Here is a 21,871-nt window from a genome sequence, read left to right as displayed (position 1 = left end):
ACCCTCACACCGTCTCCCGCCCCACCGGTTCGATACTCGCGCGATCCACCCTTCCGAGGATCCTGCGATGGCTGCCCTGCTTGCCCGTAGCTGCCTGTCGGCGCTGTACTTCCTGGCCCTGCCCGCCCTGGCTCAGGACGCCTCGTTCGGCTTCGGCGAACAGACCACCCACACCGACCAGACCACGCAATCCAGCAGCACCCAAACCCAGAGCAGTGGCGCGGTGACCACCCAGACCACCACCAGCGGCAGCTCGCAGTCCGGGTCACGCAGCGAAAGCAAAGAGATCGACGTGGGCTTCGGTTTCCACGACGACAACGACGACTGGGGCCACGACCGCCACCGTGGCGGCCGCGATGTGCGCGACAGCGATCTGTTCGGCAGCTGGACGCTGGGCCAGGAGAACGGCAACACCTGCTCCATCGAGCTGAAGAGTATCGAGTGGTTCGGCGGCTACAGTGCCTACGTGCCCGCCGGCTGCCCGGATGGCTTCTTCTCGGCCAACCGTTGGGTACTGTCGGGCAATCAGCTGCTGCTTACCGACACCAGCAACACCGTGTTCGGGCGCTTCCGCGCGTCAGGCGGTGGGCGCTGGACGGGCTACCGTGAATCGGATGGGGCGCGTTTGTACCTCAATCCCAAGGGGCATTGATCGCGCCGTGCACGCAATGGGCACGCGCTGATCGGGAAGATCAGGCGTCCGCCCCGCCCCGCCGCCGAAATGTCCGCTCCCACCGGTTCCCGTCTGGTCATCTATGCCGCCCTCGCGGGCAACCTGGCCATTGCCATCGCCAAGTTCATCGCAGCCGGCATCTCCGGCAGCTCGGCCATGCTCAGTGAGGGTGTGCATTCGCTGGTCGACACATTGAATGAACTCCTGCTGCTGTACGGGCTGCGCCGTGCCGGCAAGGCGCCGGACCCGGTGCATCCCTTCGGCTATGGCCGCGAGCTGTACTTCTGGAGCTTCATCGTCGCCCTGCTGGTGTTCGCTGCTGGCGCCGGCGTCTCGGCGTACGAGGGCATCCAGCACATCCGCCGGCCGGAGCCGGCCACCAACCATGCGTTGAGCTACAGCGTGCTGGGCATTTCCATCCTGTTCGAGGGTGCTTCCTGGTGGGTGGCGCTGCGCGAGTTCCGGCGTACCAAAGGCAAGCTTGGCTACTTCGAAGCCTTCCGCCGCAGCAAGGATCCTTCCACCTTCACCGTACTGCTGGAAGACAGCGCTGCATTGCTCGGGCTGGGCTTCGCGTTGATCGGGCTGGTGGCCGCGCAGGTGCTGGACATGCCGGTGCTTGATGGGGTCGCCTCCCTTTGCATCGCCGGCGTGCTGGCCGCAACCGCCTTCCTCCTGGCCCGTGAAACCAAGGGCCTGCTGGTCGGAGAGCCTGCACATCCGGCAGTAGCCGAGCGGATCATGGCGGTGGCCGAAACCGATCCGGATCTGCGTCGCGCGAACGGGGTGACCAGCATGCAGATGGGCCCGGAACAGGTGGTGGCCATGCTCAGCGCCGAGTTCGAGGACGATCGGCGGACCCCGCAGATCGAAGCCTGCATCACCCGCATCGAAATGGCGGTGAAGCGCGAGCATCCGGAACTGGTGGCACTGTTCATCAAGCCGCAGACGCCCGAGATCTATGCCTCCCGCCGCGCGGCACTGGCCGCTCCGCCTGCGCAGGAATGACACTGCGTCTGCGCCCGTTTCACCTGTTTGGTGCCACAGTGCCATCACCGTTTGCCCGAGCCTGCCTCTACCGTGCCGGATTGGTTGCCTGCCTCTCTTCAGATCCTCCCCCGCAGCTTCTACCGGCGCCCGCCCGTCGAGGTTGCGCCCGAGCTGCTCAACAAGCTCCTGGTCCGTGACGATGGCCGAGCCGGTCGCATTGTTGAAGTCGAAGCCTACGCGGGCAGTGTCGATCCGGCCGCACACTCCTATCGCGGTCAGACGCCGCGTACGGCCAGCATGTTCGGTGAGGCCGGCCACCTCTATGTCTACTTCACTTACGGCATGCACTGGGGCAGCAACGTGGTCTGCGGAGAGGTCGGTGAAGGCGTAGCGGTGCTGCTGCGGGCCATCGAGCCGCTGCTGGGCCTGGAGCGCATGCGCGAACTGCGCCCCGCTGCGCGCCGCGACCACGATCTGGCCAGCGGGCCCGGCAAGCTCTCGCAGGCCTTCGGGCTGGACCGCAGCTTCGACGGCGCCGACCTGGTGACCGGCAGCCACGGCGTCGTCATCGCCAGCGATGGGATGCCGCCGCCGGAGGATCCGGTGATCGGCCCCCGCATCGGCATCACGCGCGCTGTTGATTTCCCCTGGCGTTGGCACGTCCGTGATCATCGTCACGTATCGATACAGCCACGCCGTACTCTCTCCCCGGCGAGGAAACGATGATGACCCCGCTCGACAAACCGCTGCGACGCGAACTGGACATCGATGGCCAGCCCTACACTCTCATCGTGGACCCTGAAGGACTGAGGCTGGTTGAAAAGGGGCGCCGCAAGGGCATCACGCTGCGCTGGCAGGACCTGGTGTCCGGTGATGCCGCACTGGCCACCGCCTTGCAGGCATCGCTCCGGCAACGCTGAGCCGACGCGCGCGCCTCACGCCGGCATCACCCTGCCATGGCGATACATAACGCCGCATGCATTACCGTGGTCTCAGACAGCCGCCGCAACCGCCCTCGCCACCCAGCCCTGAAAAGCGCCATGGACGAAGCCGAACGACTGCTCGAAATCGAACGACTGCACCTGTTGGATACGCCCCCGGAGCCGGTGTTCGATGCCATCGTCGCCGCGGCCCGCGCCGCGACCGGCCTGACCATGGGCCTGATCAGCGTGGTGGCCGAAGACCGCCAGTGGTTCAAGGCCAACATCGGCCTTGAAGGCGTCAGCGAAACGGCCCGCGAAATTTCCTTCTGCACCCATGCCATACGCCAGGACGAGCTGTTCGAGATACCCGATGCGCGCCAGGACCCGCGTTTCTCCACCAATCCGCTGGTGACGGGTGGGCCTCGCATCCGGCACTACGCTGGCATCCCCCTGGGCTCGGCGCACGGGGCACGTATCGGCACGCTGTGCCTGCTCGATCCGATGCCCGGCGTGCTGTCTCCGTCCCAGCGCGAACTGATGGTGCACCTTGCCCGGGTCACCACCCAGGTGCTGGAGCAGCGCAGCACGCTGATGGCGCAGGTGGGCCAGGCCAAGGCGCTGCATCGCGAGCTCAAACGCAGCGAAGACTTCCTGGAGCGCACCAACCGGGCCGCCCGGGTGGGCGGCTGGGAGATGGACCTGGTCACCAACGAAGTGCGCTGGACCCGCGAGACCAAGCAGTTGCACGGCGTGCGCAGCAACTTTGAACCGACGCTCGACACCGCGCTGTCGTTCTATCGCGAAGACAGCCGCAACATCATCCGGGCAGCAGTGCAGCGTTGCATCGACGAAGGCACGTCCTGGGAAGTGCAGCTGCCGATGACCACGGCCGACGGGCGCGCGATCTGGACCCGCGTGGTCGGCAGCCGGCAACAGGTCGACGGCCACCCGCGCCTGGTCGGGGCGATCCAGGACATCACGGACGAACGAGCCGCGCTGGACGCGCTGGAAGCGAGCGAAACCCGTTACCGGCGACTGTTCCACTACAGCCTGGGCCTGATCTGCACGCACACGCTGGACGGCACATTGACCTCGGTGAATCCGGCGGCCGTGCAATCGCTGGGTTTCGAGGAAAGCCAGATGATCGGGCGCAGCCTGTGTGACCTGATGCCGCCGGAAAAACGCGCGGGCTTCAAGGCCTACCTCGCTCGGATCCAGGCAAACCACACCGATGCTGGCGTGATCGAGCTGATTGCCGCCGACGGTACGCGCCACTACTGGGCGTACCACAACGTGCTCGACAGCGAGGCCAGCCCGCCCTACGTGCTGGGACATGCACAGGACGTCACCGCGCTGCGGATGCAGGAGCAGCAGCTGCGCGAAATGTCCTTCAAGGATCCGCTCACCCAGTGCTACAACCGGCGCTACCTGCACCGGCTGGATGAACTGATTGACGAGCGCTGGGCCTGCGTGATGTTCGACCTGGACCACTTCAAGCACATCAACGACACCCAGGGCCACCGGCGTGGCGACGCCGTCCTGGTTGAGTTCGCCACGTTCCTGCGCTCACCGCTGGGCAAAGATGAGACGGTGGTGCGACTGGGCGGCGACGAATTCATGGTGGTACTGGTCGCGCCTGCGGACGGCCGGTTGAGCGAACTGGAGCATTGGTACCAGGACCACGCCGCGCTCGCGCCCAGCGCGTTCTCGATGGGTGCGGCCATCAACACGCCCGGCGAGCCGGTGGCCGACACCATCCAGAAAGCGGACAGCCGCCTGTACCGCACCCGTGCACGGGTACGCCGCGAGCGACGCGAGGACCCAGCCGCGCGTTGATCACGCGCTTACCGTCACCCAGGCCGGCGCGTGGTCGCTGGCCTTTTCCTGCAGGCGTACCCAGCGGTCGACGCCAGCGTCCTTCAGTCGCTCCGCCAGTACGGGGTTCAACAGCAGATGATCGATGCGTAACCCACGGTCGCGCTCGGCATGCTGGCGGAAATAATCCCAGAAGGTGTAGATCGTGGCGTCGCCGTGCACCTTCCGCAACGCATCGGTCCAGCCCTGCGCCAGCAGTCGTTCAAAGGCCTCGCGCACCTCTGGCTGGAACAGCGCATCGCGGCGCCAGGCCTTGGGGTCGTAGACGTCGGCTTCGGTGGGAATCACGTTGAAATCACCCAGCAGCAGCGCCGGGTGCGGCAGCTCGACAAGGCTGCGCGCATGCCGGATCAGGCGCGCCATCCAGCGCAGCTTGTAGTCGAACCTGGGCCCGGGCTGCGGGTTGCCGTTGGGCAGGTAGAGGGCACCCACGATGACCCCGTGCGCCGCCGCCTCCAGGTAGCGGCTCTGGGTATCCTTGGGCTCGCCCGGCAATCGGCGGCGGCTCTCAACCGGCGTGGTCCCTCGTGCCAGCAGCGCCACGCCGTTCCACCGCGCCTCGCCCTGCCAGAGCGCGCCGTAGCCCGCCTCTTCCAGCGCCGCAGCCGGAAACGCGGCGTCGGTCGCCTTCAGTTCCTGCAGGGCAACCACGTCCGGCGATTCCCTGTGCAGCCAGTCCAACAGCTGCGGCAGGCGTGTGCCGATGCCGTTGACGTTGAACGTGGCAATGCGAAGCGTCTTGCGACGGGCCATGCAGGAAGCCTCCTCGGCGCATCGAGTGGGTGTTCACTGTGCGCGCCCAGGCATGCAGGGACCGTGGATGCCGCGTCATGATGCGGTGCCATCCGTTTCACGGACTGCTGCCATTTCGCACAGCAGGCTGATTACCCGTAAACGGTACTGGAGAAGCCCAATGGCGGTGCGTCCGCTGCGCGCGATCTACCAGGTTGACCCCTACCTGTTCCGCGACAGCAATGGGCGCGGCTGGGGCACGCTGGATGGCATCACCGAAAAGCTGGACTACCTGCACTGGCTCGGCATCAGCCACCTGTGGCTGCTGCCGTTCTACTGCAACGCCGGCCGTGACGGTGGCTACGATGTCACCGATCACTACCGCATCGATCCACGCCTCGGTGACGAGGCGGCGTTCCAGCGCCTGGTCGACGCTGCCGAGGCACGCGGTATCGGTATCATCGTCGAACTGGTGATGCAGCACACGGCCAGCGCCCACCCGTGGTTCGTCGCCGCGCAGCGGGGCGACCCGGCATGGCGCCGCTGGTACCTGTGGAGCGACCACGTGCCCGACGACGGCCTGCAGCCGATGTTCCCGCCGATCGAGGCGTCTGCCTGGACATGGGACGCCGAGGCCGGCGCGTTCAACCGGCATATGTTCTACCGGCACGAGCCAGACCTGGAGCTGGCCCATGCGCCAGTACGCGACGAACTGCTGCGGGTGATGACGTTCTGGCTGCAGCGCGGCGTGGCCGGCTTCCGCGTGGACGCGGTGCCGTACATGGTCGAGCGCGCGCGACACGCCGACCCCCGCGACGACGGGCTGTGGCTGCTGGAAGCGATGCGCGCCACGGCAGACGCACAGCAGCCAGGGCTGCCGTTGATCGGCGAAGCGGATGTCCGCGCGTCCCGCTACGGTGACTTCCTGTGCCAGGGGCGGCGGCTTTCGCACCTGCTCGACTTCCATCTGAACAATCATTTCTTCCTGGCCCTGGCGCGCGGCGACGCCAGCGAAGTGGCCCGGGTCATGGCCGAATACGGACCGCAGGCGCCGCCGCACACCCGCATCGCCTGGCTGCGCAACAATGATGAGCTTGACCTGGAGCAGCTGCGGCCCGACGAACGCGAAGCGGTGATGGAGTGCTTCGCGCCCGAACCTGGCATGCGCATCTATGGCCGCGGCATCCGCCGCCGGCTGGCGCCCATGCTGGACGGCGACACCGCGTGGCAGGCCATGGCCTGGGCCGCACTGCTGTCGCTGGGTCAGGTGCCGGTGATCCGGTATGGCGAGGAAATCGGCCTCGGCGACTGCCTGGAACTGCCCGAGCGCAACGCCGTGCGCATGCCGATGCACTGGCACGACCGCCCAGGGGCGGGGTTTACCGATCAGCCACGGCATGCGTGGCGCGTGCCTCCGGCAGACGGCCCCTACGGTTACCGCACGGTGAACGTCGAGGCGCAACGCGCGACGCCGGGCTCACTGTTGCTGCGGGTGCGCGAGCTGCTGCAGCAACGCAATGCCCATCCCGTACTGCAGCAGGGGCCACACACGCTCGACCCACCCTCACCCGCGCTGCTGATGCTCCGCTACGGTGAGGCACCCCGCCAAGCGCTTGCACTGATCAACTTCGGCGACAACCCGGTTGGGGTGGACGTACCCCTGCACGGCCCGCTGAACACGCTGGTGTGCCACGGCGCCAGGCTGCAGGATCGCCGCTGCTACCTGCAGGGCCATGGCTATGCGTGGCTGGCTGCCGAGGGTGCCTGAGTGCTCAGCGCAGGCAGTACGTGTTCGGCGAAATCATCGATGAAGCGTTCCTGCTCGCGGTTCACGTTGTGCAGGTAGATGCGATCGAACCCCAGTCCCTGCAGCTCCTGCAGCCAGGCCCGGTGCTGGCCAAGATCCGCCGAGACATGCACGTGCTGGCGCACCACCTCGGCGCTGACCGATCGGGCGTGTGCTTCGAACTGTTCGGGCTGGTCCAGGCCTTCGGCCAGTTCCGGCGGCAGCACGTTGGCGCTCCATTGCTCCATCGCACCTTCCAGCGCCGCCTGTTCGGCGCGCGCGTAGGAGAGCTTGGCCTGCAGGTACATCGGCTTGCCCCCGCCACCGCCGTCCTCGAACGCCGCCACCACACGCCGCAACTGCGCAAGTGGCTGGCTGATGGTGATCAGGCCATCGGCCCAGCCCCCCATCCAGCGTGCGGTTTCCTCGGTGACGGCTGCACCCAGCAGCGGCAGGGGAAGGGCCGGTCGGCTGTACAGTCGCGCCTGGCGCACCTGAAAGCCACCGCTGTGGTCGACCCGCTCGCCTCCCCACAGTCGCCGCATCACTTCGGCCGCATCGCGCAGTGCCTTCTGGCGCTCCCGCTTGGCTGGCCACGGCTGGCCAGTAACGCGCTCATTCAGCGCCTCGCCGGTACCCAGCGCCAGCCAGATCCGGCCCGGCGCCAACTGCTCCAGCGTCGCCGCTGCCTGTGCCACCAAGGCCGGGTGCTGCCGCAGCATCGGGCAGGTCACCATGCCCAGGGTCAACGCGCTCTGCACCGCCAGCGCGCCGGCCCATACCCAACTGTGGCCGGACTGCCCTTGTGCAGCCGTCCACGGGTGGAAATGGTCCGAGCACATCAGGGCCTCGAATCCCGCCTGTTCGGCGCGCAGCGCCAGGCCCAGCAAGGTGGCGGGCGGGAACTGCTCATGCGATGCGTGGTAGCCGATAGTCATCACGGATTCCGTGCGGGGACTGGACACGATGGCAACACCCCTCCAGCTAAAACGGCGTCATGGAAACGAACACTTCCTGCATCGGGCATCGACGCTGGGCTATCGCCGAAGGCTACATTCCAGCCTGGAGCAACGGCCCGACACCGGAGATGGAGAGTCACGAAACCTGCTGTGTGCTCAATGCCGGCAGCGAGGAAGCGCATGTCACCCTGACCCTCTACTTCGAGGACCGCGATCCGGTGGGCCCCTACCGGATCACGGTGCCGGCGCGGCGCACCTGCCATCTGCGCTTCAACGATCTGCAGGATCCGGCACCTGTGCCGCGCGGCACGGGCTTCGCCACCCTCGTCGAATCCGACCAGCCGATCATCGTGCAGCACACGCGGCTGGATTCACGGCAACGGGCCAACAGCATCATGACCACCATCGCGCATCCATTGTGAAGCCGCGCGCGCAGGCGTCCACGCTGCAACGACACCGCGCCCTCCAGCCGTTTACCCGCCTGGAGGCAGACTGGCGCCGGTTTCCTTTCGGAGAGTGACGATGGCCCTGCCCGACTACCCACGCCCGCCCTTCCCGGCCCAGCAGCAACCCTTCCCCGGCAAGACTGCGCAGATGCAGCCCCGGCCGGACCATGGCGAGGACAGTTATCGCGGGCATGGCCTCCTGCAGGGCAAGAAGGCACTGATCACCGGCGGTGACAGCGGTATCGGCGCGGCGGTGGCGATCGCTTTCGCGCGCGAAGGCGCCGACGTTGCCATCGCATTCCTCGATGGCGAGCAGGACGACGCCCGCCATGTGCAGCAGCAGATCGAACAGGCCGGGCGCAAAGCCGTGCTGGTACCGTGTGACATCAGTGACCCGGCACAGGCGCGCTCGCTCGTAGATCGCGTAGCCAGCGAGCTGGACGGTCTCGACATTCTGGTGAACAACGCGGCCTACCAGCGCTACTACGAGCACTTCGACGACATCACCCTGGACGACTGGAAGCGGACGTTCGATACCAACGTGCATGCCGTGTTCAATCTGACCCGGCTGTGCGTACCGCACCTGCGCGGTGGCGGTGCGATCATCAACACCGCATCGGTCAACTCCAAGCGGCCGACGCCGAACATCCTTCCCTATTCTGCAACCAAAGGTGCCGTCGCCAATCTGACGCTGGGGCTGGCCGGCCTGCTGGCCGAGCATCAGATCCGCGTCAATGCCGTGCTGCCCGGCCCGATCTGGACGCCGTTCATTCCTGCAGGCATGGCCGCCGAAGAGGTCGAACAGTTCGGCGCACAGACGCCGTTCGGCCGCCCCGGACAGCCGGCCGAGCTGGCCTCGGCCTATGTGATGCTGGCTTCGGACAGCGCCAGCTACACCTCCGGTGCGCTGCTGACCATCTCCGGCGGCGCGGCAACACTGTGACCCCTCATGGCCGGACTGCCCGCCTGGATTGAGGACTGGCTGACCGTAGTTGTGCCGGTGGCCGAGGTGCTCGCCATCCTCGGCGTCGCATGGGTGATGGTGCGTGCCCTGGCGTGGCTGCTGGTGCAGGCGCGGCAGCGCGGCAGGCTGGCACCAGAGCTTCATGTGGGCCTGCGCCGCGGCGGTGCCCTGCTGCTGTATCTGGCGGCTGCGCTGCTGATACTGGAGCGACTGGGCGTGTCGCGCTCGGTGCTGTGGACCGCGCTGACCGGGTTCATGGCGGTCGGTGCGGTGGCGTTCTTTGCTGCATGGAGCGTGTTGTCCAACCTGTTCTGTTCATTCCTGATCGTCTCCACGCGCCCGTTCCGCATCAATGACACCATCGAGGTGCTGGAAAGCGTGGACAAGCCGGGCTTGTGCGGTCAGGTGGTTGACATCAACCTGATCTACACCACGCTGAGTGATCGTGGCGAAGGCGCGCGCGGTTGCCTGCTGCGCGTGCCCAACTCGCTGTTCTTCCAGCGCATCACCCGGCACTGGGGTGACGGCGGCTATTCCCAGCTACCGGGAAGCGTACCAATCAAAGGCAAGGTGCGCTGAGTAGCTGTAAAGCCGAGCGCATGCTCGGCTTGCTGCGCGCAGCGCTCGGTACGGCGCGACCTGAACGGAGTGCAGCCGAGCGTGGGCTCGGCTCTACAGGTGCACAGCGGGCGGCCCTATTCCGCCGTCAATGCCTGGATAGGGTCCAGCTGTGCAGCACTGTGTGCCGGGAAGCAGCCGAAGCCCAGCTCGATCACAGACCAACACACCAACGCGGCACCAGATAGATACCCATGCGCCGCTTGGCGCTACAGAAACTCCGCCATGCGCTGCAGTTCGTCTTCAAGCGCGCCACCAAACACCTTGTCGCGGGCCAGCGACTTGCCGGCATAACCCACGTTCGGCACCAACTCACCCTCGCGCACGCTGAGATTGGCCCAGCCCACCACCTGGTCGTGCCACAACACCGGCATTGCGTAGTACCCATACTGGCGCTTTGGCGCAGGCGTGTAGGCCTCGAACTTGTAGACCCAATTCCACAACAGCTCGAAACGGCGGCGGTCCCACACCACCGGGTCGAACGGCGCCAGCAGGCGCACCTGTTCGTCCGGTGCATAGCGGCGCGAACGCGGATTCTCGTCCGCCGGCCAGTACCAGGTGGTGCCCTCCAGCGTGCAGCTGGCCAGCTGCTGCTTGGCCAGCGCCAATGCCTTGCGGGTCTGCTCGGCCAGATGCGGTGCACCATAGCCCAGCAGGCGCACCAGATAGGTCAGGCTGGCCGATGGCAGCGGCGCGTACTTGCGCACCACCAGATCGATCAGGGCGGCCGCGCGTTCGACCTGCGACTGCTCGCTGGCATCCGCCTCGGCATGCTCGGCCACGGCGTAGATGCGCGTGCCGTTGTCACGCCGCGCCACGCGCAGCAGACCACGGTAGTGCATGCCATCCAGCAGATGCGTGCTGGCATTGCTGGTGCCACCCCAGTAATTGGTCACCCGCCCATGCGCGAACGCCTGGTCCACCTCGCGCGGGTGCACGCTGCCGCGCTCGCGCACGAACGCCAGCACGTCGGCGGCGCGGCGATGGGTCTCGGCGTCCCATTCGCGCTTGGACACGCGTGGGTGCATCAACGCCAGATGCTCGCGCGGCAGGAAGCCGTAGTTCACCAGGCAGTCCTCTTCCACCGGCAGGCGCGCATAACGACGTTCAAGATCACCTGCGCGGTAGTCCTTCACCCGGTGCCGCAGGGTCAGATCCTGCGCGCGTGCCGGTGCCCGGATCGGGTCGGCCTGCACGAAGCCCAGCTTCCGGATCGCGGTCAGCAGCGTGGTCGGCTTGAACAGGGTGCGCGCCACCGCATAGCGGCGCAGGTCTTCAAGGGTGGGCGTGGCTGGCATGGCCGCATTGTAGATCCACGCCATGCGTGGATGGCATTACGGTGATCCGTCCGCGTCCTCCGCATCCAACAACTGCAACGACCCGATCACCAGCGCCCGCATGCCCTGCTTGAACTCGGTGATCACCTGACCTTCTTCGTCGTCCGCAATCGCGTAGATGGTGTCGGCACCGGCGATGCAGTAGAACGCGATCGTGGCCAGCAGCCAGCGTGCCTTGTCCATCGGCAGGCCGAACACTTCGGCCACGTGCGCCTGGTGCGAGGCAATCTTTTCCAGCATCGGCGCGGTCGCCACCGTGCGCCGCAGCAGGTATGGCGGCAACCCGGGATGCCCCTTCACCACCTCGCACAACGATTCCACGAACACCATCAGATAGCCCTGCAGGCCGCCCGCCGCATCGGCCGACGCGCGCGGGATCTGCCAGCGCCGGAACACTGCCTCCGCCACCAGCCGCTTCAACGCCTCCAAATTGGCCACGCGCTTGTACAGCGCGGCCTGGGTCACCGCCAGTTCGGCGGCCACGTTGGCCATGGTCAGGTTGGGCAGACCCAGGCGGATGCCAATGTCGGCCAGGCGCTCGGGGGTGATGGTCGGTGGACGGCCGCGAGGCGGCACCTTGGTTTCGCGTCGCGTGTTCATACCCTGCCGAGGGTGCCAGCAAAGGGACCCTCTTGTCCGCTTCGGTCTATTTAGTTTAATTTACTCAACTAATTCGGAATGCGTCTGGTTCGCACTCATGGCGCCGCCCGGATCGAGCCCCGTGGCTCACTTTCCGCCAGGTCCCCACCCAGCCAACAACCCTGCGCTGCGCCCCTCTTCCCGTGCGTGCCGATGGCCGCGCGCGAGGCGCGCTCGCCCTCGCGATTCACAGGACCCTGGCATGACCGTGTACCCCTTCTCCTCTCCACAAACCCGAGCTGCCGCCGCGTCCTGCAGCCAGCCACTCCCACACGGCCTGGCGCGGCGCTACCGGGCCTCGGCGCTCGCGCTTGGCCTGATGGCATCGTGCGCCGCGCTGGCCGAAACCGCGCCGTCCACCCTGCCCTCGGTGCAGGTGCAGGAACAGCGCCGCGTGACCGGCGACTATGCCGGCGGTCAGGTGGCCGCCGGCGGCCGTATCGGCCTGCTCGGCGACAAGGATTTCATGGACACGCCTTTCAGTACGGTCAGCTATACCGAGTCCTTCATCCGCGACCGCCAGGCCAAGGACCTGACCGACGTCATTGCCGCCACCGACCCCACGGTGTTCAGCAACGGCGTCACCGGCGCATGGAGCGAGAACTACGCAATCCGCGGCTTCGCCTCCAGCACCAGCGACACCACCTTCAACGGCCTCAGCGGCATGGCGCCGTACTACCGCACCTCGCCGGAGATGTTCGAGCGCATCGAAGTGCTGAAGGGTCCGTCCGCCCTGCTCAATGGCATGCCGCCCGGCGGCTCGGTGGGCGGCGCGGTGAACCTGGTGCCCAAGCGCGCGGGGGAGCTGCCGTTGCTGCAGGTCAGCACCAACTTCGCCTCCGATGCGCAGTTCGGCACCCATGTGGATATGGGCCGTCGCCTCGGCGCCGACAAACAGTTCGGCATCCGCTTCAACGGCGCGTACCGTGATGGCGATGGCGCGGTCGGCAAGCAGCGCAAGAAGGTGCAGCTCGGTTCGCTGGCACTGGACTGGCGCGGCGAGCGTACGCGGCTGTCGGCCGATCTGTACAGCGCCGATGACGGTGTTGATGGCCCCGCACGTGGCGTCGGCCTGGCGCCCGGCGTCGCCATTCCGCGGCCGCCGCGTGGCGATACGCTGATCAACCCGGACTGGGCCTACGTGGACAGCCAGGACAAGGGCGCGATGCTGCGCGGCGAACTGGACATCAACGATAGCCTGATGGCCTACCTGGCCTACGGCACCAGCAGGACCGACTACCGCTACAACGGTTCGATCAGCGCGCAGATCCTCAACCCGGCCGGTGACTTCACCACGGTGATCGGCCAGCTCGCCTTCGATATCAGGAAGCAGTCCGGCGATGCCGGCCTGCGCGGTTCGTTCCATACCGGCAGCGTCGGTCACCAATGGGCCGCCAACGTGACCCACTATCGGCATACCCAGAACGACTACGGCCGCCGCAGCGTGCCGGGCTGGGACTGGACCACCAACCTGTACAACCCGGTGTGGGGCCCGGCCGCGCCGTTCGTAGCGCCACACATCTCGCATACCGAACTGCGGCTGGACAGCATCGGTGTTGCCGATACCCTGTCCTTCGCCGATGACCGCGTGCAGCTGACGCTGGGCGTGCGCCGCCAGCAGGTGGTCAGTGAGACCTTCAATGTCGCCAGCGGTGCGCGCACCTCGCGCTACGACGAGAGCGCCACCACCCCGGCAGCGGCGCTGCTGGTGAAGGCGACCAACAAGGTCTCCCTCTATACCAACTACATCGAAGGCCTCAGCCAGGGCGCCACCGCGCCGATGACCGCCGCCAATGCCGGTGATGTGTTCGCGCCGTTCCGCACCAAGCAGAAGGAGCTGGGCCTGAAGCTGGATCTGGGCCGCTTCGCGCACACCTTCAGCCTGTATGAAATCAGGCGACCCAGCAGCTACACCGACCCGGTCACGAATATCTTCTCGTTTGGCGGCGAACAGCGGAATCGTGGCGTGGAATGGGGCTTCTTCGGCGCGCCACTGGACGGCGTGCGCCTGCTCGGTGGCGTGGCCTATGTACAGCCGAAGCTGACCCGCACGGCCGGTGGCGTGAATGAAGGCCGCATGGCCACGGCAATTGCGCAGCGGCAGGCCAAGCTGGGCGTGGAGTGGGATGTGCCGGCCTTGCAGGGCCTGACCTTGACCGGCAATGCCACGGCGATGTCGAAGCAGTACATCAGTGCCGACAACAGCCTGTCGGTGCCGGGACGGACGTTGTTTGACGTGGGCGCGCGCTACAGCACCACACTGGCCGGCAGGCCGCTGGCGCTGCGCGCCACGGTGAACAACGTGACCAACAAGGCGTACTGGGGCATGCCGTTGCTGTCCAGTCTGGCGCTGGGAGCGCCGAGAACGGTGTTGTTGTCGGTGACGATGGATTTCTGAGCGGGCATGGACCCCTTGTAGAGCCGAGCCCATGCTCGGCTCCGTTTCGTCCGGTGAGCCGAGCGCAGGCTCGGCTCTACAGAGCGCGGGGCCATCCGCCAACGGCATCCAGGCAGGATGCGAATATCCTGTAGAGCCGAGCCCACGCTCGGCTGCGTTTTGCCCGATGAGCCGAGCCCACGCTCGGCTGCGTTTTGCCCGATGAGCCGAGCGCAGGCTCGGCTCTACACCAACAGCATCCACGCTCGTCGTAGGTCTACTCGGGGTGCAGACGAAAAATGGCGTGGTTGGTCAGCGCCAGCGCGGCCAGCTTCAGTCCTTCCATCACGCGGTCGCCCACGTAGTGTTCCGGGCCACCGTTCTGGCGGGCGCGCTCGGCGGCCAGCAGGATCTCGTTGACGATGCGCAGGCCGGCCAACGCACCATCGGCATCGGCCAATGCCATGCATCGGCCCGGCAGTTGATGGCGCTCGGGCCAGGGCCGGCCGTCAGAAGCCGCGCCCAGCCCGATGCGATGCAGCAGGGCCGTCAGGTTGTTGGGATCGGGCGGGATGTCGTGCCCCTCATCGGCATTGGCCGGGGCGCGCTGATGGGGGAACTCCGATGCGTTCATGGCAGGTCTCCGTGCAAGGCATGCGGGACCACCGCCCTTAACAAAGGCGGCGGACGGTACGTGTGTGGAAACCGGTAGCTAAGCGTCATTACCCGGTGGGTTCGCTTGCGCGCACCCCACGTACCGCCCGCCATAAAACGCGAACGGAATGCCAGCCGGCGCCGCGCAAGGCGACGCCGGCTGGCAAGCGTAAACAACGCATAGCTAAACGGGTTTCCACACCCGGCCACCCTTTTTCGGCGGCAATCCATCATGTGCACAGCGGGGTGGCAGGCGCCAACAACCCAAGTGCAAAGACAGCAACGTTCACGCAGTGGCAGCATTGTCGCATATCGACAATCGCGCCGAAAATTCAATAACTTGCACCATGCCGATGGCGGCACGCTTCACCCGCATCGGCACCGCGCATTCCTTGACCGCATCCGGCATTCAAGACATGCCACATGCCAGTTCCGACATTACACAGGCAGATGGGCAACCAACGCCAGCACCGCCAGATGCCCCACGTAATACCCGTAGAACGCCCACCGCCAGCGCGGCAGTGGCCATGTCACCCGCGCGGCCAGCAGCACCACCGGCACGGCCAGCAATGCCCAGCCGTTGTGGTTCGCCCAGCACACCGCTGCGAGCCCGACCAGCAGCAGCCACCACGCGCGATGCCGGAACGCGATCCATCCCAGCAGCACGCAGCCGACACCCGCCCACTGGTAATCCACGAACATCGGCAGCACGCCGGCAGCCAGCAACAGCAGAACGGGCCGATGGTTCGCCAGCGCATGAACGGCCACGACCGCCAAAGTGAAGGTAAGCAGGATGTTGAGCGGCAGCCAGGAACCAAACGCGAATGCGTGCAATGGCTGCGCGATCAGCCCCCACAACGCGAGCCGGCGTATCGATTTGCGCAGGTCGGCCCCGGGCTGGGCCAGGTTGCAGGCCATCACCAGCGCGAACAGCGGGAAGGCAATGCGCCCCAGTTCGCTGACCACCGGTACGTAGCCGCCAAAGACCACCTTGGCCACGTGATCACCGGTCATGGCCAGCAGTGCGATCCACTTCAGCAGCTCGCGCGCGCCGCTGCAGAGGGTGAAGTTGAAGGTTGACGTCCCGGTCGTGGTCGCTTGCATCGCGGAAGCTTATGCGCATCGGCCAGCCCATTTCCAGCGCCGCGCAGGAGCCCGTCGCTGCAGCCCGCAGGTGGCGGCGCTATGCTGGCCGCCCCAGCTTGTGAGACACCTGCCATGCGTACCCTGTACCCCGCCATCGAACCCTACCGCGAGTTCACCCTGCCGGTGAGCGATCTGCACACGCTGCACATCGAAGAGTGCGGCACGCCAGAGGGCATTCCGGTGGTGTACCTGCACGGCGGCCCAGGCGCGGGCATCTCGCCCACCCACCGCCGATTCTTCGATCCGGCACGCTACCGCATTGTGTTGATCGACCAGCGTGGCAGCGGCCGCTCCACCCCGTTCGGCGAGCTGCGCGACAACACCACGCAGGACCTGGTGGCCGACATCGAGAAGGTGCGTGAGCACCTGGGCATCGAGCGTTGGCTGGTCTATGGCGGCTCGTGGGGGTCGACCCTGTCACTGGCCTACGCACAGGCGCATCCCGAGCGCGCCACCGGCCTGATCGTGCGCGGCGTATTCCTCGGCCGCGAAATGGAAAACCGCTGGTTCGCCGAAGCCAACGGCGGTGCGCGCTGGATCTTCCCGGAGCGCTGGGACCGCTATGAGGCCTACATTCCGGAAGCCGAGCGCGGCGACATGATCGCAGCCTACTGGAGCCGCCTGGACAGCCCGGATGTGGCGATCCGGATCGAAGCCGCGCAGGCCTGGCTGGGCTGGGAGGACAACGCGGCCACCCTGCAGCACGACGTGGATACGCAATCCACCGACGACCCGCTGGACACATTGGCCAAGGCCCGCATCGAGGCGCACTACTTCCGCAACGGCATCTTCCTGGAACCCAACCAGCTGCTGCGCGATATCGATCGCATCCGCCACCTGCCCTGCGTGATCGTGCAGGGGCGCTACGACATCATCTGCCCGCCGCGCAGTGCGTGGAATCTGGCTAAGGCCTGGCCGGAAGCGCGGCTGGAGATGGTGACCTCCGGCCACAGCGCGAACGAGCCGGCCACGGTGGATGCGCTGGTGCGGGCGACGGACGCCTTTGCCGACCGTTTCTGAGCAGATGGTGGTGCCGGCCGCTGGTCGGCATCCCACCGTTCGAGGGTAGCGTCGACTCCGCGCAATCGCTGCTGCGCGGCCAGGTGAATGGCGATCCACCGGCAACGGTCCACGGCCCCATTCTTCGCAGCCCGCTTACAGCTCCGCGCAGAAGATCCGGCGGTGACCACCGCACCGGTGGTTCGCCCTCTCTTCAGGAGCACGCCATGATCGCTTGTCGCTACCTTCCCATTGCACTCTCGCTTTGTGCGGCCCTGCTGCTGGGTGCCTGTTCCAGGACCCAGGAGGCGAGCAGGGCCACCACCGCCGAGGACGTCACCGAAGTGAAGTTGATACCGCCGTACGAGTCGCTGGACAGGGACAAGGACGGCATCGTCACCCTGGCGGAAGTCGATGCGGTAGCACCGGACTGGGCCGAACGGCTGCATGCCTGCGATACCGACCGTGACAAGACGTTGACCCGTGGCGAGTACGACGTGTGCAAGCAGACCAGCGCTTCGCATTGATCCATCACTGAACCCTCGATTGGCGCTGTGCATGCCCGGCTATACCAAGGTATAGCCGGGCTAACCCACGAGTCTCTAGGCCTGTCCCATTCAGGGGCGGACAATAGCACCACTGGCCAGGGCAACCCTGGCTGGCACCTTTCCCTCATGGAGACGCAGATGGACCCCGACCCTGCCGGGTGCGCCGCACCCCGGATCACCGCTTGTTGCCTGTTCCTGGCGCCTGCCCGCCGGTCCCTGCCTGCCTGAGTGACGGGGGACCGCCAGGCGCCGCCTGCCTGGAGATCGCCCCCATGTCCTACAAGATCCTCTACATCACCCTGCGCCGCCTGATCGGCGAGCGCGATGTTGCCGCCCTGCGCAGCCAGCTGCTGCAATACGGCCCGGTCATGTTTGCCCGTTCGCTGTCGCTCGGTTCGCCACGCGTGGTGGCCGACGCGCTGTCGCTGCTGCCGATCAGCGAGCGCATCAATGTGCTGCGCCACCTGCCCTATCCCCTGCGCGATGCGATGAAGCCACTGTGCATCGGTGGCAGCCAGCGGCTGCACATGCAGCCATGGTCACCGGCGGTGCTGGCGATGCGCCACGCCTGATCTGTCTCACCCATTCCGTTCGTGTTCCGGCCGCGGCCGGCTCTGACATTCGAGGAGCGTCCCATGAGCCTGCTCAACGCCTGGTTCAATGCCTTCCTGCGCAGCCGCCGCGCAGGCAACCTGTTCCGCCGCCGCGCAATGCCCGAAGCCGGGTTTGGTCCGGGCAGCGCCGAAGCAGCGCCGTTCGCGCTCACCACCGGCCTGGTCACCCTCGCCCAGCAGGACGAAGCCGAGCTGCTGGCCACGCTGGGCTCGCATGCCGATGGCCTCAGTCCGCATGAGGCCGAGGAGCGACTGGCCACGCTCGGCCCCAACGAGGTGGATCACGAGAAGCCGCTGCCGTGGTGGCGTCACCTGTGGCAGTGCTACCGCAATCCGTTCAACCTGCTGCTGACCGTGCTGGCCGCGGTGTCCTGGCTGACCGAGGACATCAAGGCGACGATCGTCATCGGTGCGATGGTGCTGCTGTCCACGCTGATCCGCTTCGTGCAGGAGGGCCGTTCGAACCGAGCGGCCGAGCGGCTGAAGGCACTGGTCGGCAACACTGCGCGCGTGCTGCGCCGCAATCCCGGCACCGAGGCTGCGGATGTGGCAGACCAGTACTTCGGCGCGCGCCTGCACAGCCGTCGCCCGGCACGCCTGCTGGACCTGCCGATCCGTGAACTGGTGCCCGGCGACCACATCGTGCTGTCGGCAGGCGACATGATTCCGGCCGATTGCCGCGTGCTGAACGCCAAGGACCTGTTCGTGGCGCAGGCGGCGATGACCGGCGAGTCGCTGCCGGTGGAGAAATTCGCGCACCCGGGCGATGGCCTGGCCGGCCTGCTGGAACAGCACAACCTGCTGTTCATGGGTACCAACGTGGTGTCCGGTACGGCCACCGCCATTGTGCTGGCCACCGGTAACCGCACCTACTTCGGCACCCTGGCCCAGCGCAGCACCGCCATCGACCGTGCGCCCACCGCATTCCAGGCCGGCGTCAACAGTGTCAGCTGGCTGCTGATCCGCTTCGCGCTGGTGATGGTGCCGTTCGTGCTGCTGATCAACGGCTGGACCAAGGGCGACTGGACCGAGGCGTTCCTGTTCGCGCTGTCGGTGGCGGTGGGCCTGACGCCGGAAATGCTGCCGATGATCGTCACTTCCACCCTGGCCAAGGGCGCGGTGCTGCTGTCGCGGCGCAAGGTGATCGTCAAGCGCCTGGATGCCATCCAGAACTTCGGCGCGATGGAAGTGCTGTGCACCGACAAGACCGGCACGCTCACCCAGGACAGGATCGCGCTGGAGCGCCACACCGATGTGTTCGGCCACGATTCGGAAGACGTACTGAAGTTCGCTTACCTCAACAGTCACTTCCAGACCGGGCTGATCAACCTGCTGGACCGTGCGGTACTGGAGCACGTGGAGCTGCAGAGTTCGCTGCGGCTGTCGCAGGACTACCACAAGGTGGATGAGATCCCGTTCGACTTCGAGCGCCGCCGCATGTCGGTGGTGGTCTCCGAGCGCGAGGACCACCACGAGCTGATCTGCAAGGGGGCGGTAGAAGAGATGCTGGCAGTCTGCAGCACCGTGCGTGAAAACGGCCAGGACATGCCGCTGGACGAGCGTCGCCTGGCGCGGGTGCGGCAGACCACCGAGGAACTGAACGAACAGGGCCTGCGCGTGGTGGCGGTAGCGATGAAGGAGACCGCGGCCAGCCGGACCACCTATTCGCAGGCCGACGAATGTAGCCTGACCCTGATCGGCTACGTGGCGTTCCTCGACCCGCCGAAGGAATCGGCCGCGCAGGCGCTGCAGGCGCTTGCCGCGCATGGCGTGGAGGTCAAGGTCTTCACCGGCGACAACGAACTGGTGACCGCGCGTGTCTGCGCACAGGTGGGGCTGGACGCCGACACCATCCTGACCGGGCCGCAGATCGAGCGCATGGATGACGGCGCGCTGTCGCGGGCGCTGCACCACCATCGCGTGTTCGCCCGGCTGACGCCGCTGCACAAGGAGCGCCTGGTGCGCGAACTGCGCGCACAGGGCAAGGTGGTCGGCTTCCTCGGCGACGGCATCAACGATGCACCGGCGCTGCGCGCAGCCGATATCGGCATCAGCGTGGACAGTGCGGTGGACATCGCCAAGGAGGCGGCCGACATCATCCTGCTGGAAAAGAACCTGATGGTGCTGGAGGAAGGCGTCATCCAGGGCCGGCGCACGTTCAACAACATGCTGAAGTACATCCGCATGACCGCCAGCTCCAACTTCGGCAATGTGTTCTCGGTGCTGGTGGCGTCGGCCTTCCTGCCGTTCCTGCCGATGCTGCCGCTGCAGCTGCTGGTGCAGAACCTGCTGTACGACATCTCGCAGATCGCCATTCCGTTCGACAACGTGGACGAGGAGCTGGTGCGAAAGCCGCTGAAGTGGAACCCGGCGGACATCGGCCGCTTCATGGTGTTCTTCGGGCCGATCAGCTCGATCTTCGACCTGACCTGCTTCGCGCTGATGTGGTACGTGTTCGATGCGCGCACGCCGGCCGACCAGGGCCTGTTCCAGTCCGGCTGGTTCGTGGTCGGCCTACTGACCCAGACGCTGATCGTGCACATGATCCGCACGCCGAAGCTGCCGTTCCTGCAGAGCATCGCGGCGCCGCCACTGCTGCTGATGACCGGCCTGATCATGGCCATTGGCGTGGCCCTGCCGATGAGCCCGCTGGCCGGCTACTTCAAGCTGCAGGCGCTGCCGGCTGGCTACTGGCCGTTCCTGGTGGCGATCCTGTTCGGCTACGCGGGGCTGACCACTGCGCTGAAGCGGTTCTACATCCGTCGTTACGGCTGGCAGTAAGCGCCCGCCGCTTTGTCCAGGGAGAAACACAATGGACATCAATCCGAACCTGCCGGCGTTCGACGCCGGTGCCACGCTCAGCTCGCTGATCAGCCTGTCAGTGGCGTTCGTGCTGGGCACGGTCATCGGCCTGGAACGCCAGCTGCGGCAACGCACCGCCGGCCTGCGTACCAACACGCTGGTGGCGGTGGGTGCGGCGGTGTTCGTCGATCTGGCCGTGCGCTTCCATGACCTGTACGGCGGCCCGCCGTCACCGCTGCATGTGGTTGCGTATGTGATCTCCGGCGTCGGCTTCCTTGGTGCCGGCGCGATCATGAAGGACGGCGCGCAGGTGTCCGGCCTGAACACCGCCGCCACCCTGTGGGGATCGGCGGCGGTGGGAGCATGTGCCGGTATCAAGCTGCTGCCCGAAGCAGTGCTCGCCGCGGTGTTCGTGCTGGCCGCCAACACCCTGCTGCGGCCGGTGGTGAACCGCATCCAGCGGCAGCCGCTGCCGGAAGCGTTCAGCGAGGCAACCTATGCGATCAACGTGGTCTGCCAGCGCGAGCAGCAGGCCGAGGTACTGGACCAGCTGTTGCTGCTGCTTGAGCAGGCGCAGTACCCGGTGCGCGCGGTGGACCAGCGCCCGTTCGGCGAGCGCGACGTGGAAATCGAAGCGGTGCTGTATGCCACCACGGTGGACGCCGGCGAACTGGACGCGGTACTGGCGACGCTGGCGACCACGCCCGGCGTGCTGCAGGGGTTCTGGAACGCCAGCCTGGAGGAGTAGTGCCGGCCGCTGGCCGGCAACCTCATGATCTCCGGACGCCC

Annotated in this window: 21 protein-coding genes; 15 read left to right on the top strand and 6 right to left on the bottom strand. The window is 66.6% G+C overall.

Features of this window, described 5'->3' with window-relative positions; all coding sequences use genetic code 11:
• Window positions 1–67: 67 nt before the first annotated feature.
• The 5 genes from AC10QF_RS05015 (at window position 68) to AC10QF_RS04995 (ending at window position 4,422) form a co-directional block, all read left to right on the top strand.
• Window positions 68–652, top strand: a complete 585-nt coding sequence (locus AC10QF_RS05015) for an AprI/Inh family metalloprotease inhibitor (RefSeq protein WP_111176419.1) — start codon at window positions 68–70, stop codon at window positions 650–652.
• Between the two features lie 69 nt (window positions 653–721).
• Window positions 722–1,681, top strand: coding sequence for a cation diffusion facilitator family transporter (locus AC10QF_RS05010; RefSeq protein WP_111176420.1), 960 nt, complete (start codon window positions 722–724; stop codon window positions 1,679–1,681).
• A 72-nt stretch (window positions 1,682–1,753) separates the two neighbouring features.
• A complete protein-coding gene (locus AC10QF_RS05005) occupies window positions 1,754–2,389 on the top strand; it encodes a DNA-3-methyladenine glycosylase (protein WP_065177757.1) in 636 nt (211 codons plus the stop codon).
• Entirely contained in the window at window positions 2,389–2,583 is a 195-nt protein-coding gene (locus AC10QF_RS05000) for a hypothetical protein (protein ID WP_069138457.1), read from the top strand. The genes AC10QF_RS05005 and AC10QF_RS05000 overlap by 1 nt, the downstream gene beginning before the upstream one ends.
• Before the next feature lie 120 nt (window positions 2,584–2,703).
• Entirely contained in the window at window positions 2,704–4,422 is a 1,719-nt protein-coding gene (locus AC10QF_RS04995) for a sensor domain-containing diguanylate cyclase (protein WP_111176421.1), read from the top strand.
• Here AC10QF_RS04995 and xth read toward each other — a convergent pair whose 3' ends face one another.
• Entirely contained in the window at window positions 4,423–5,214 is a 792-nt protein-coding gene (xth, locus tag AC10QF_RS04990) for an exodeoxyribonuclease III (protein ID WP_111176422.1), read from the bottom strand.
• A 160-nt stretch (window positions 5,215–5,374) separates the two neighbouring features.
• On the opposite strand from xth, the gene AC10QF_RS04985 reads away from it, so the two are divergent.
• Complete coding sequence (locus AC10QF_RS04985; protein WP_494541868.1) at window positions 5,375–6,961, top strand: alpha-amylase family glycosyl hydrolase; 1,587 nt, start codon at window positions 5,375–5,377, stop codon at window positions 6,959–6,961.
• On the opposite strand, the gene AC10QF_RS04980 is transcribed toward AC10QF_RS04985, so the two are convergent.
• A complete protein-coding gene (locus AC10QF_RS04980) occupies window positions 6,931–7,917 on the bottom strand; it encodes a TIGR03885 family FMN-dependent LLM class oxidoreductase (protein WP_494541867.1) in 987 nt (328 codons plus the stop codon). The two genes, AC10QF_RS04985 and AC10QF_RS04980, sit on opposite strands and share 31 nt — an antisense overlap.
• Before the next feature lie 59 nt (window positions 7,918–7,976).
• Here AC10QF_RS04980 and AC10QF_RS04975 point away from each other — a divergent pair, with 59 nt between their 5' ends.
• The 3 genes from AC10QF_RS04975 to AC10QF_RS04965 all read left to right on the top strand — a co-directional run bounded on the left by AC10QF_RS04975 (window position 7,977) and on the right by AC10QF_RS04965 (window position 9,927).
• Window positions 7,977–8,360 (top strand): sensory rhodopsin transducer, encoded by a 384-nt coding sequence (locus AC10QF_RS04975; RefSeq protein ID WP_494541866.1) that lies wholly within the window; start codon window positions 7,977–7,979, stop codon window positions 8,358–8,360.
• Between the two features lie 100 nt (window positions 8,361–8,460).
• Window positions 8,461–9,327 carry a glucose 1-dehydrogenase gene (locus AC10QF_RS04970; protein ID WP_494541865.1) on the top strand — a complete coding sequence of 289 codons (867 nt, stop codon included), beginning with the start codon at window positions 8,461–8,463 and terminating at the stop codon, window positions 9,325–9,327.
• A gap of 6 nt (window positions 9,328–9,333) precedes the next feature.
• Window positions 9,334–9,927 (top strand): mechanosensitive ion channel domain-containing protein, encoded by a 594-nt coding sequence (locus tag AC10QF_RS04965; RefSeq protein ID WP_111176427.1) that lies wholly within the window; start codon window positions 9,334–9,336, stop codon window positions 9,925–9,927.
• Between the two features lie 248 nt (window positions 9,928–10,175).
• Here the strand turns inward: AC10QF_RS04965 and AC10QF_RS04960 are convergent, their stop codons facing one another.
• Complete coding sequence (locus tag AC10QF_RS04960) at window positions 10,176–11,288, bottom strand: DNA glycosylase AlkZ-like family protein (protein WP_494541864.1); 1,113 nt, start codon at window positions 11,286–11,288, stop codon at window positions 10,176–10,178.
• Window positions 11,289–11,300: 12 nt separating this feature from the next.
• A complete protein-coding gene (locus AC10QF_RS04955) occupies window positions 11,301–11,903 on the bottom strand; it encodes a TetR/AcrR family transcriptional regulator (protein WP_494541863.1) in 603 nt (200 codons plus the stop codon).
• Window positions 11,904–12,144: 241 nt separating this feature from the next.
• Between AC10QF_RS04955 and AC10QF_RS04950 the strand changes: the two genes are divergently transcribed.
• Window positions 12,145–14,340, top strand: coding sequence for a TonB-dependent receptor (locus tag AC10QF_RS04950; RefSeq protein WP_494541862.1), 2,196 nt, complete (start codon window positions 12,145–12,147; stop codon window positions 14,338–14,340).
• A gap of 256 nt (window positions 14,341–14,596) precedes the next feature.
• Here AC10QF_RS04950 and AC10QF_RS04945 read toward each other — a convergent pair whose 3' ends face one another.
• Together AC10QF_RS04945 and AC10QF_RS04940 are read right to left on the bottom strand one after the other, a co-directional pair.
• The gene (locus tag AC10QF_RS04945; protein WP_197598973.1) at window positions 14,597–14,953 is read right to left on the bottom strand and encodes a hypothetical protein; all 357 of its coding nucleotides are present in this window, start codon (window positions 14,951–14,953) and stop codon (window positions 14,597–14,599) included.
• A gap of 458 nt (window positions 14,954–15,411) precedes the next feature.
• A complete protein-coding gene (locus AC10QF_RS04940; protein WP_447901605.1) occupies window positions 15,412–16,077 on the bottom strand; it encodes a TraX family protein in 666 nt (221 codons plus the stop codon).
• A 114-nt stretch (window positions 16,078–16,191) separates the two neighbouring features.
• On the opposite strand from AC10QF_RS04940, the gene pip reads away from it, so the two are divergent.
• The 5 genes from pip to AC10QF_RS04915 all read left to right on the top strand — a co-directional run bounded on the left by pip (window position 16,192) and on the right by AC10QF_RS04915 (window position 21,830).
• Window positions 16,192–17,139 (top strand): prolyl aminopeptidase, encoded by a 948-nt coding sequence (gene pip, locus AC10QF_RS04935; RefSeq protein WP_494541861.1) that lies wholly within the window; start codon window positions 16,192–16,194, stop codon window positions 17,137–17,139.
• Between the two features lie 206 nt (window positions 17,140–17,345).
• Window positions 17,346–17,645, top strand: a complete 300-nt coding sequence (locus AC10QF_RS04930) for an EF-hand domain-containing protein (RefSeq protein WP_494541860.1) — start codon at window positions 17,346–17,348, stop codon at window positions 17,643–17,645.
• A gap of 293 nt (window positions 17,646–17,938) precedes the next feature.
• Window positions 17,939–18,238, top strand: a complete 300-nt coding sequence (locus AC10QF_RS04925; protein WP_135967160.1) for a hypothetical protein — start codon at window positions 17,939–17,941, stop codon at window positions 18,236–18,238.
• Between the two features lie 63 nt (window positions 18,239–18,301).
• Window positions 18,302–21,061: a magnesium-translocating P-type ATPase gene (mgtA, locus tag AC10QF_RS04920; RefSeq protein ID WP_494541859.1), complete on the top strand. Its 2,760-nt coding sequence runs from the start codon at window positions 18,302–18,304 to the stop codon at window positions 21,059–21,061.
• Between the two features lie 31 nt (window positions 21,062–21,092).
• Window positions 21,093–21,830, top strand: coding sequence for an MgtC/SapB family protein (locus AC10QF_RS04915; protein WP_065177730.1), 738 nt, complete (start codon window positions 21,093–21,095; stop codon window positions 21,828–21,830).
• Window positions 21,831–21,871: the final 41 nt, after the last annotated feature.

The organism is Stenotrophomonas maltophilia complex sp. Om-AH-Sm3, from assembly GCF_059337855.1.
This window is presented reverse-complemented; position numbering and strand designations above follow the sequence as displayed.

Excerpts from the sequence above, each read along its gene's own strand:
- pip (WP_494541861.1), top strand. The coding sequence starts at position 16,192 with ATGCGTACCCTGTACCCCGCCATCGAACCCTACCGCGAGTTCACCCTG.
- AC10QF_RS04980 (WP_494541867.1), bottom strand. The coding sequence starts at position 7,917 with ATGACTATCGGCTACCACGCATCGCATGAGCAGTTCCCGCCCGCCACC.
- AC10QF_RS05000 (WP_069138457.1), top strand. The coding sequence starts at position 2,389 with ATGACCCCGCTCGACAAACCGCTGCGACGCGAACTGGACATCGATGGC.
- mgtA (WP_494541859.1), top strand. The coding sequence starts at position 18,302 with ATGAGCCTGCTCAACGCCTGGTTCAATGCCTTCCTGCGCAGCCGCCGC.
- AC10QF_RS04950 (WP_494541862.1), top strand. The coding sequence starts at position 12,145 with ATGACCGTGTACCCCTTCTCCTCTCCACAAACCCGAGCTGCCGCCGCG.
- AC10QF_RS04945 (WP_197598973.1), bottom strand. The coding sequence starts at position 14,953 with ATGAACGCATCGGAGTTCCCCCATCAGCGCGCCCCGGCCAATGCCGAT.
- AC10QF_RS04930 (WP_494541860.1), top strand. The coding sequence starts at position 17,346 with ATGATCGCTTGTCGCTACCTTCCCATTGCACTCTCGCTTTGTGCGGCC.
- AC10QF_RS05010 (WP_111176420.1), top strand. The coding sequence starts at position 722 with ATGTCCGCTCCCACCGGTTCCCGTCTGGTCATCTATGCCGCCCTCGCG.
- AC10QF_RS04970 (WP_494541865.1), top strand. The coding sequence starts at position 8,461 with ATGGCCCTGCCCGACTACCCACGCCCGCCCTTCCCGGCCCAGCAGCAA.
- AC10QF_RS04940 (WP_447901605.1), bottom strand. The coding sequence starts at position 16,077 with ATGCAAGCGACCACGACCGGGACGTCAACCTTCAACTTCACCCTCTGC.
- AC10QF_RS05015 (WP_111176419.1), top strand. The coding sequence starts at position 68 with ATGGCTGCCCTGCTTGCCCGTAGCTGCCTGTCGGCGCTGTACTTCCTG.
- AC10QF_RS04960 (WP_494541864.1), bottom strand. The coding sequence starts at position 11,288 with ATGGCGTGGATCTACAATGCGGCCATGCCAGCCACGCCCACCCTTGAA.
- AC10QF_RS04925 (WP_135967160.1), top strand. The coding sequence starts at position 17,939 with ATGTCCTACAAGATCCTCTACATCACCCTGCGCCGCCTGATCGGCGAG.
- AC10QF_RS04995 (WP_111176421.1), top strand. The coding sequence starts at position 2,704 with ATGGACGAAGCCGAACGACTGCTCGAAATCGAACGACTGCACCTGTTG.
- AC10QF_RS04975 (WP_494541866.1), top strand. The coding sequence starts at position 7,977 with ATGGAAACGAACACTTCCTGCATCGGGCATCGACGCTGGGCTATCGCC.
- AC10QF_RS04985 (WP_494541868.1), top strand. The coding sequence starts at position 5,375 with ATGGCGGTGCGTCCGCTGCGCGCGATCTACCAGGTTGACCCCTACCTG.
- AC10QF_RS04965 (WP_111176427.1), top strand. The coding sequence starts at position 9,334 with ATGGCCGGACTGCCCGCCTGGATTGAGGACTGGCTGACCGTAGTTGTG.
- xth (WP_111176422.1), bottom strand. The coding sequence starts at position 5,214 with ATGGCCCGTCGCAAGACGCTTCGCATTGCCACGTTCAACGTCAACGGC.
- AC10QF_RS04955 (WP_494541863.1), bottom strand. The coding sequence starts at position 11,903 with ATGAACACGCGACGCGAAACCAAGGTGCCGCCTCGCGGCCGTCCACCG.
- AC10QF_RS04915 (WP_065177730.1), top strand. The coding sequence starts at position 21,093 with ATGGACATCAATCCGAACCTGCCGGCGTTCGACGCCGGTGCCACGCTC.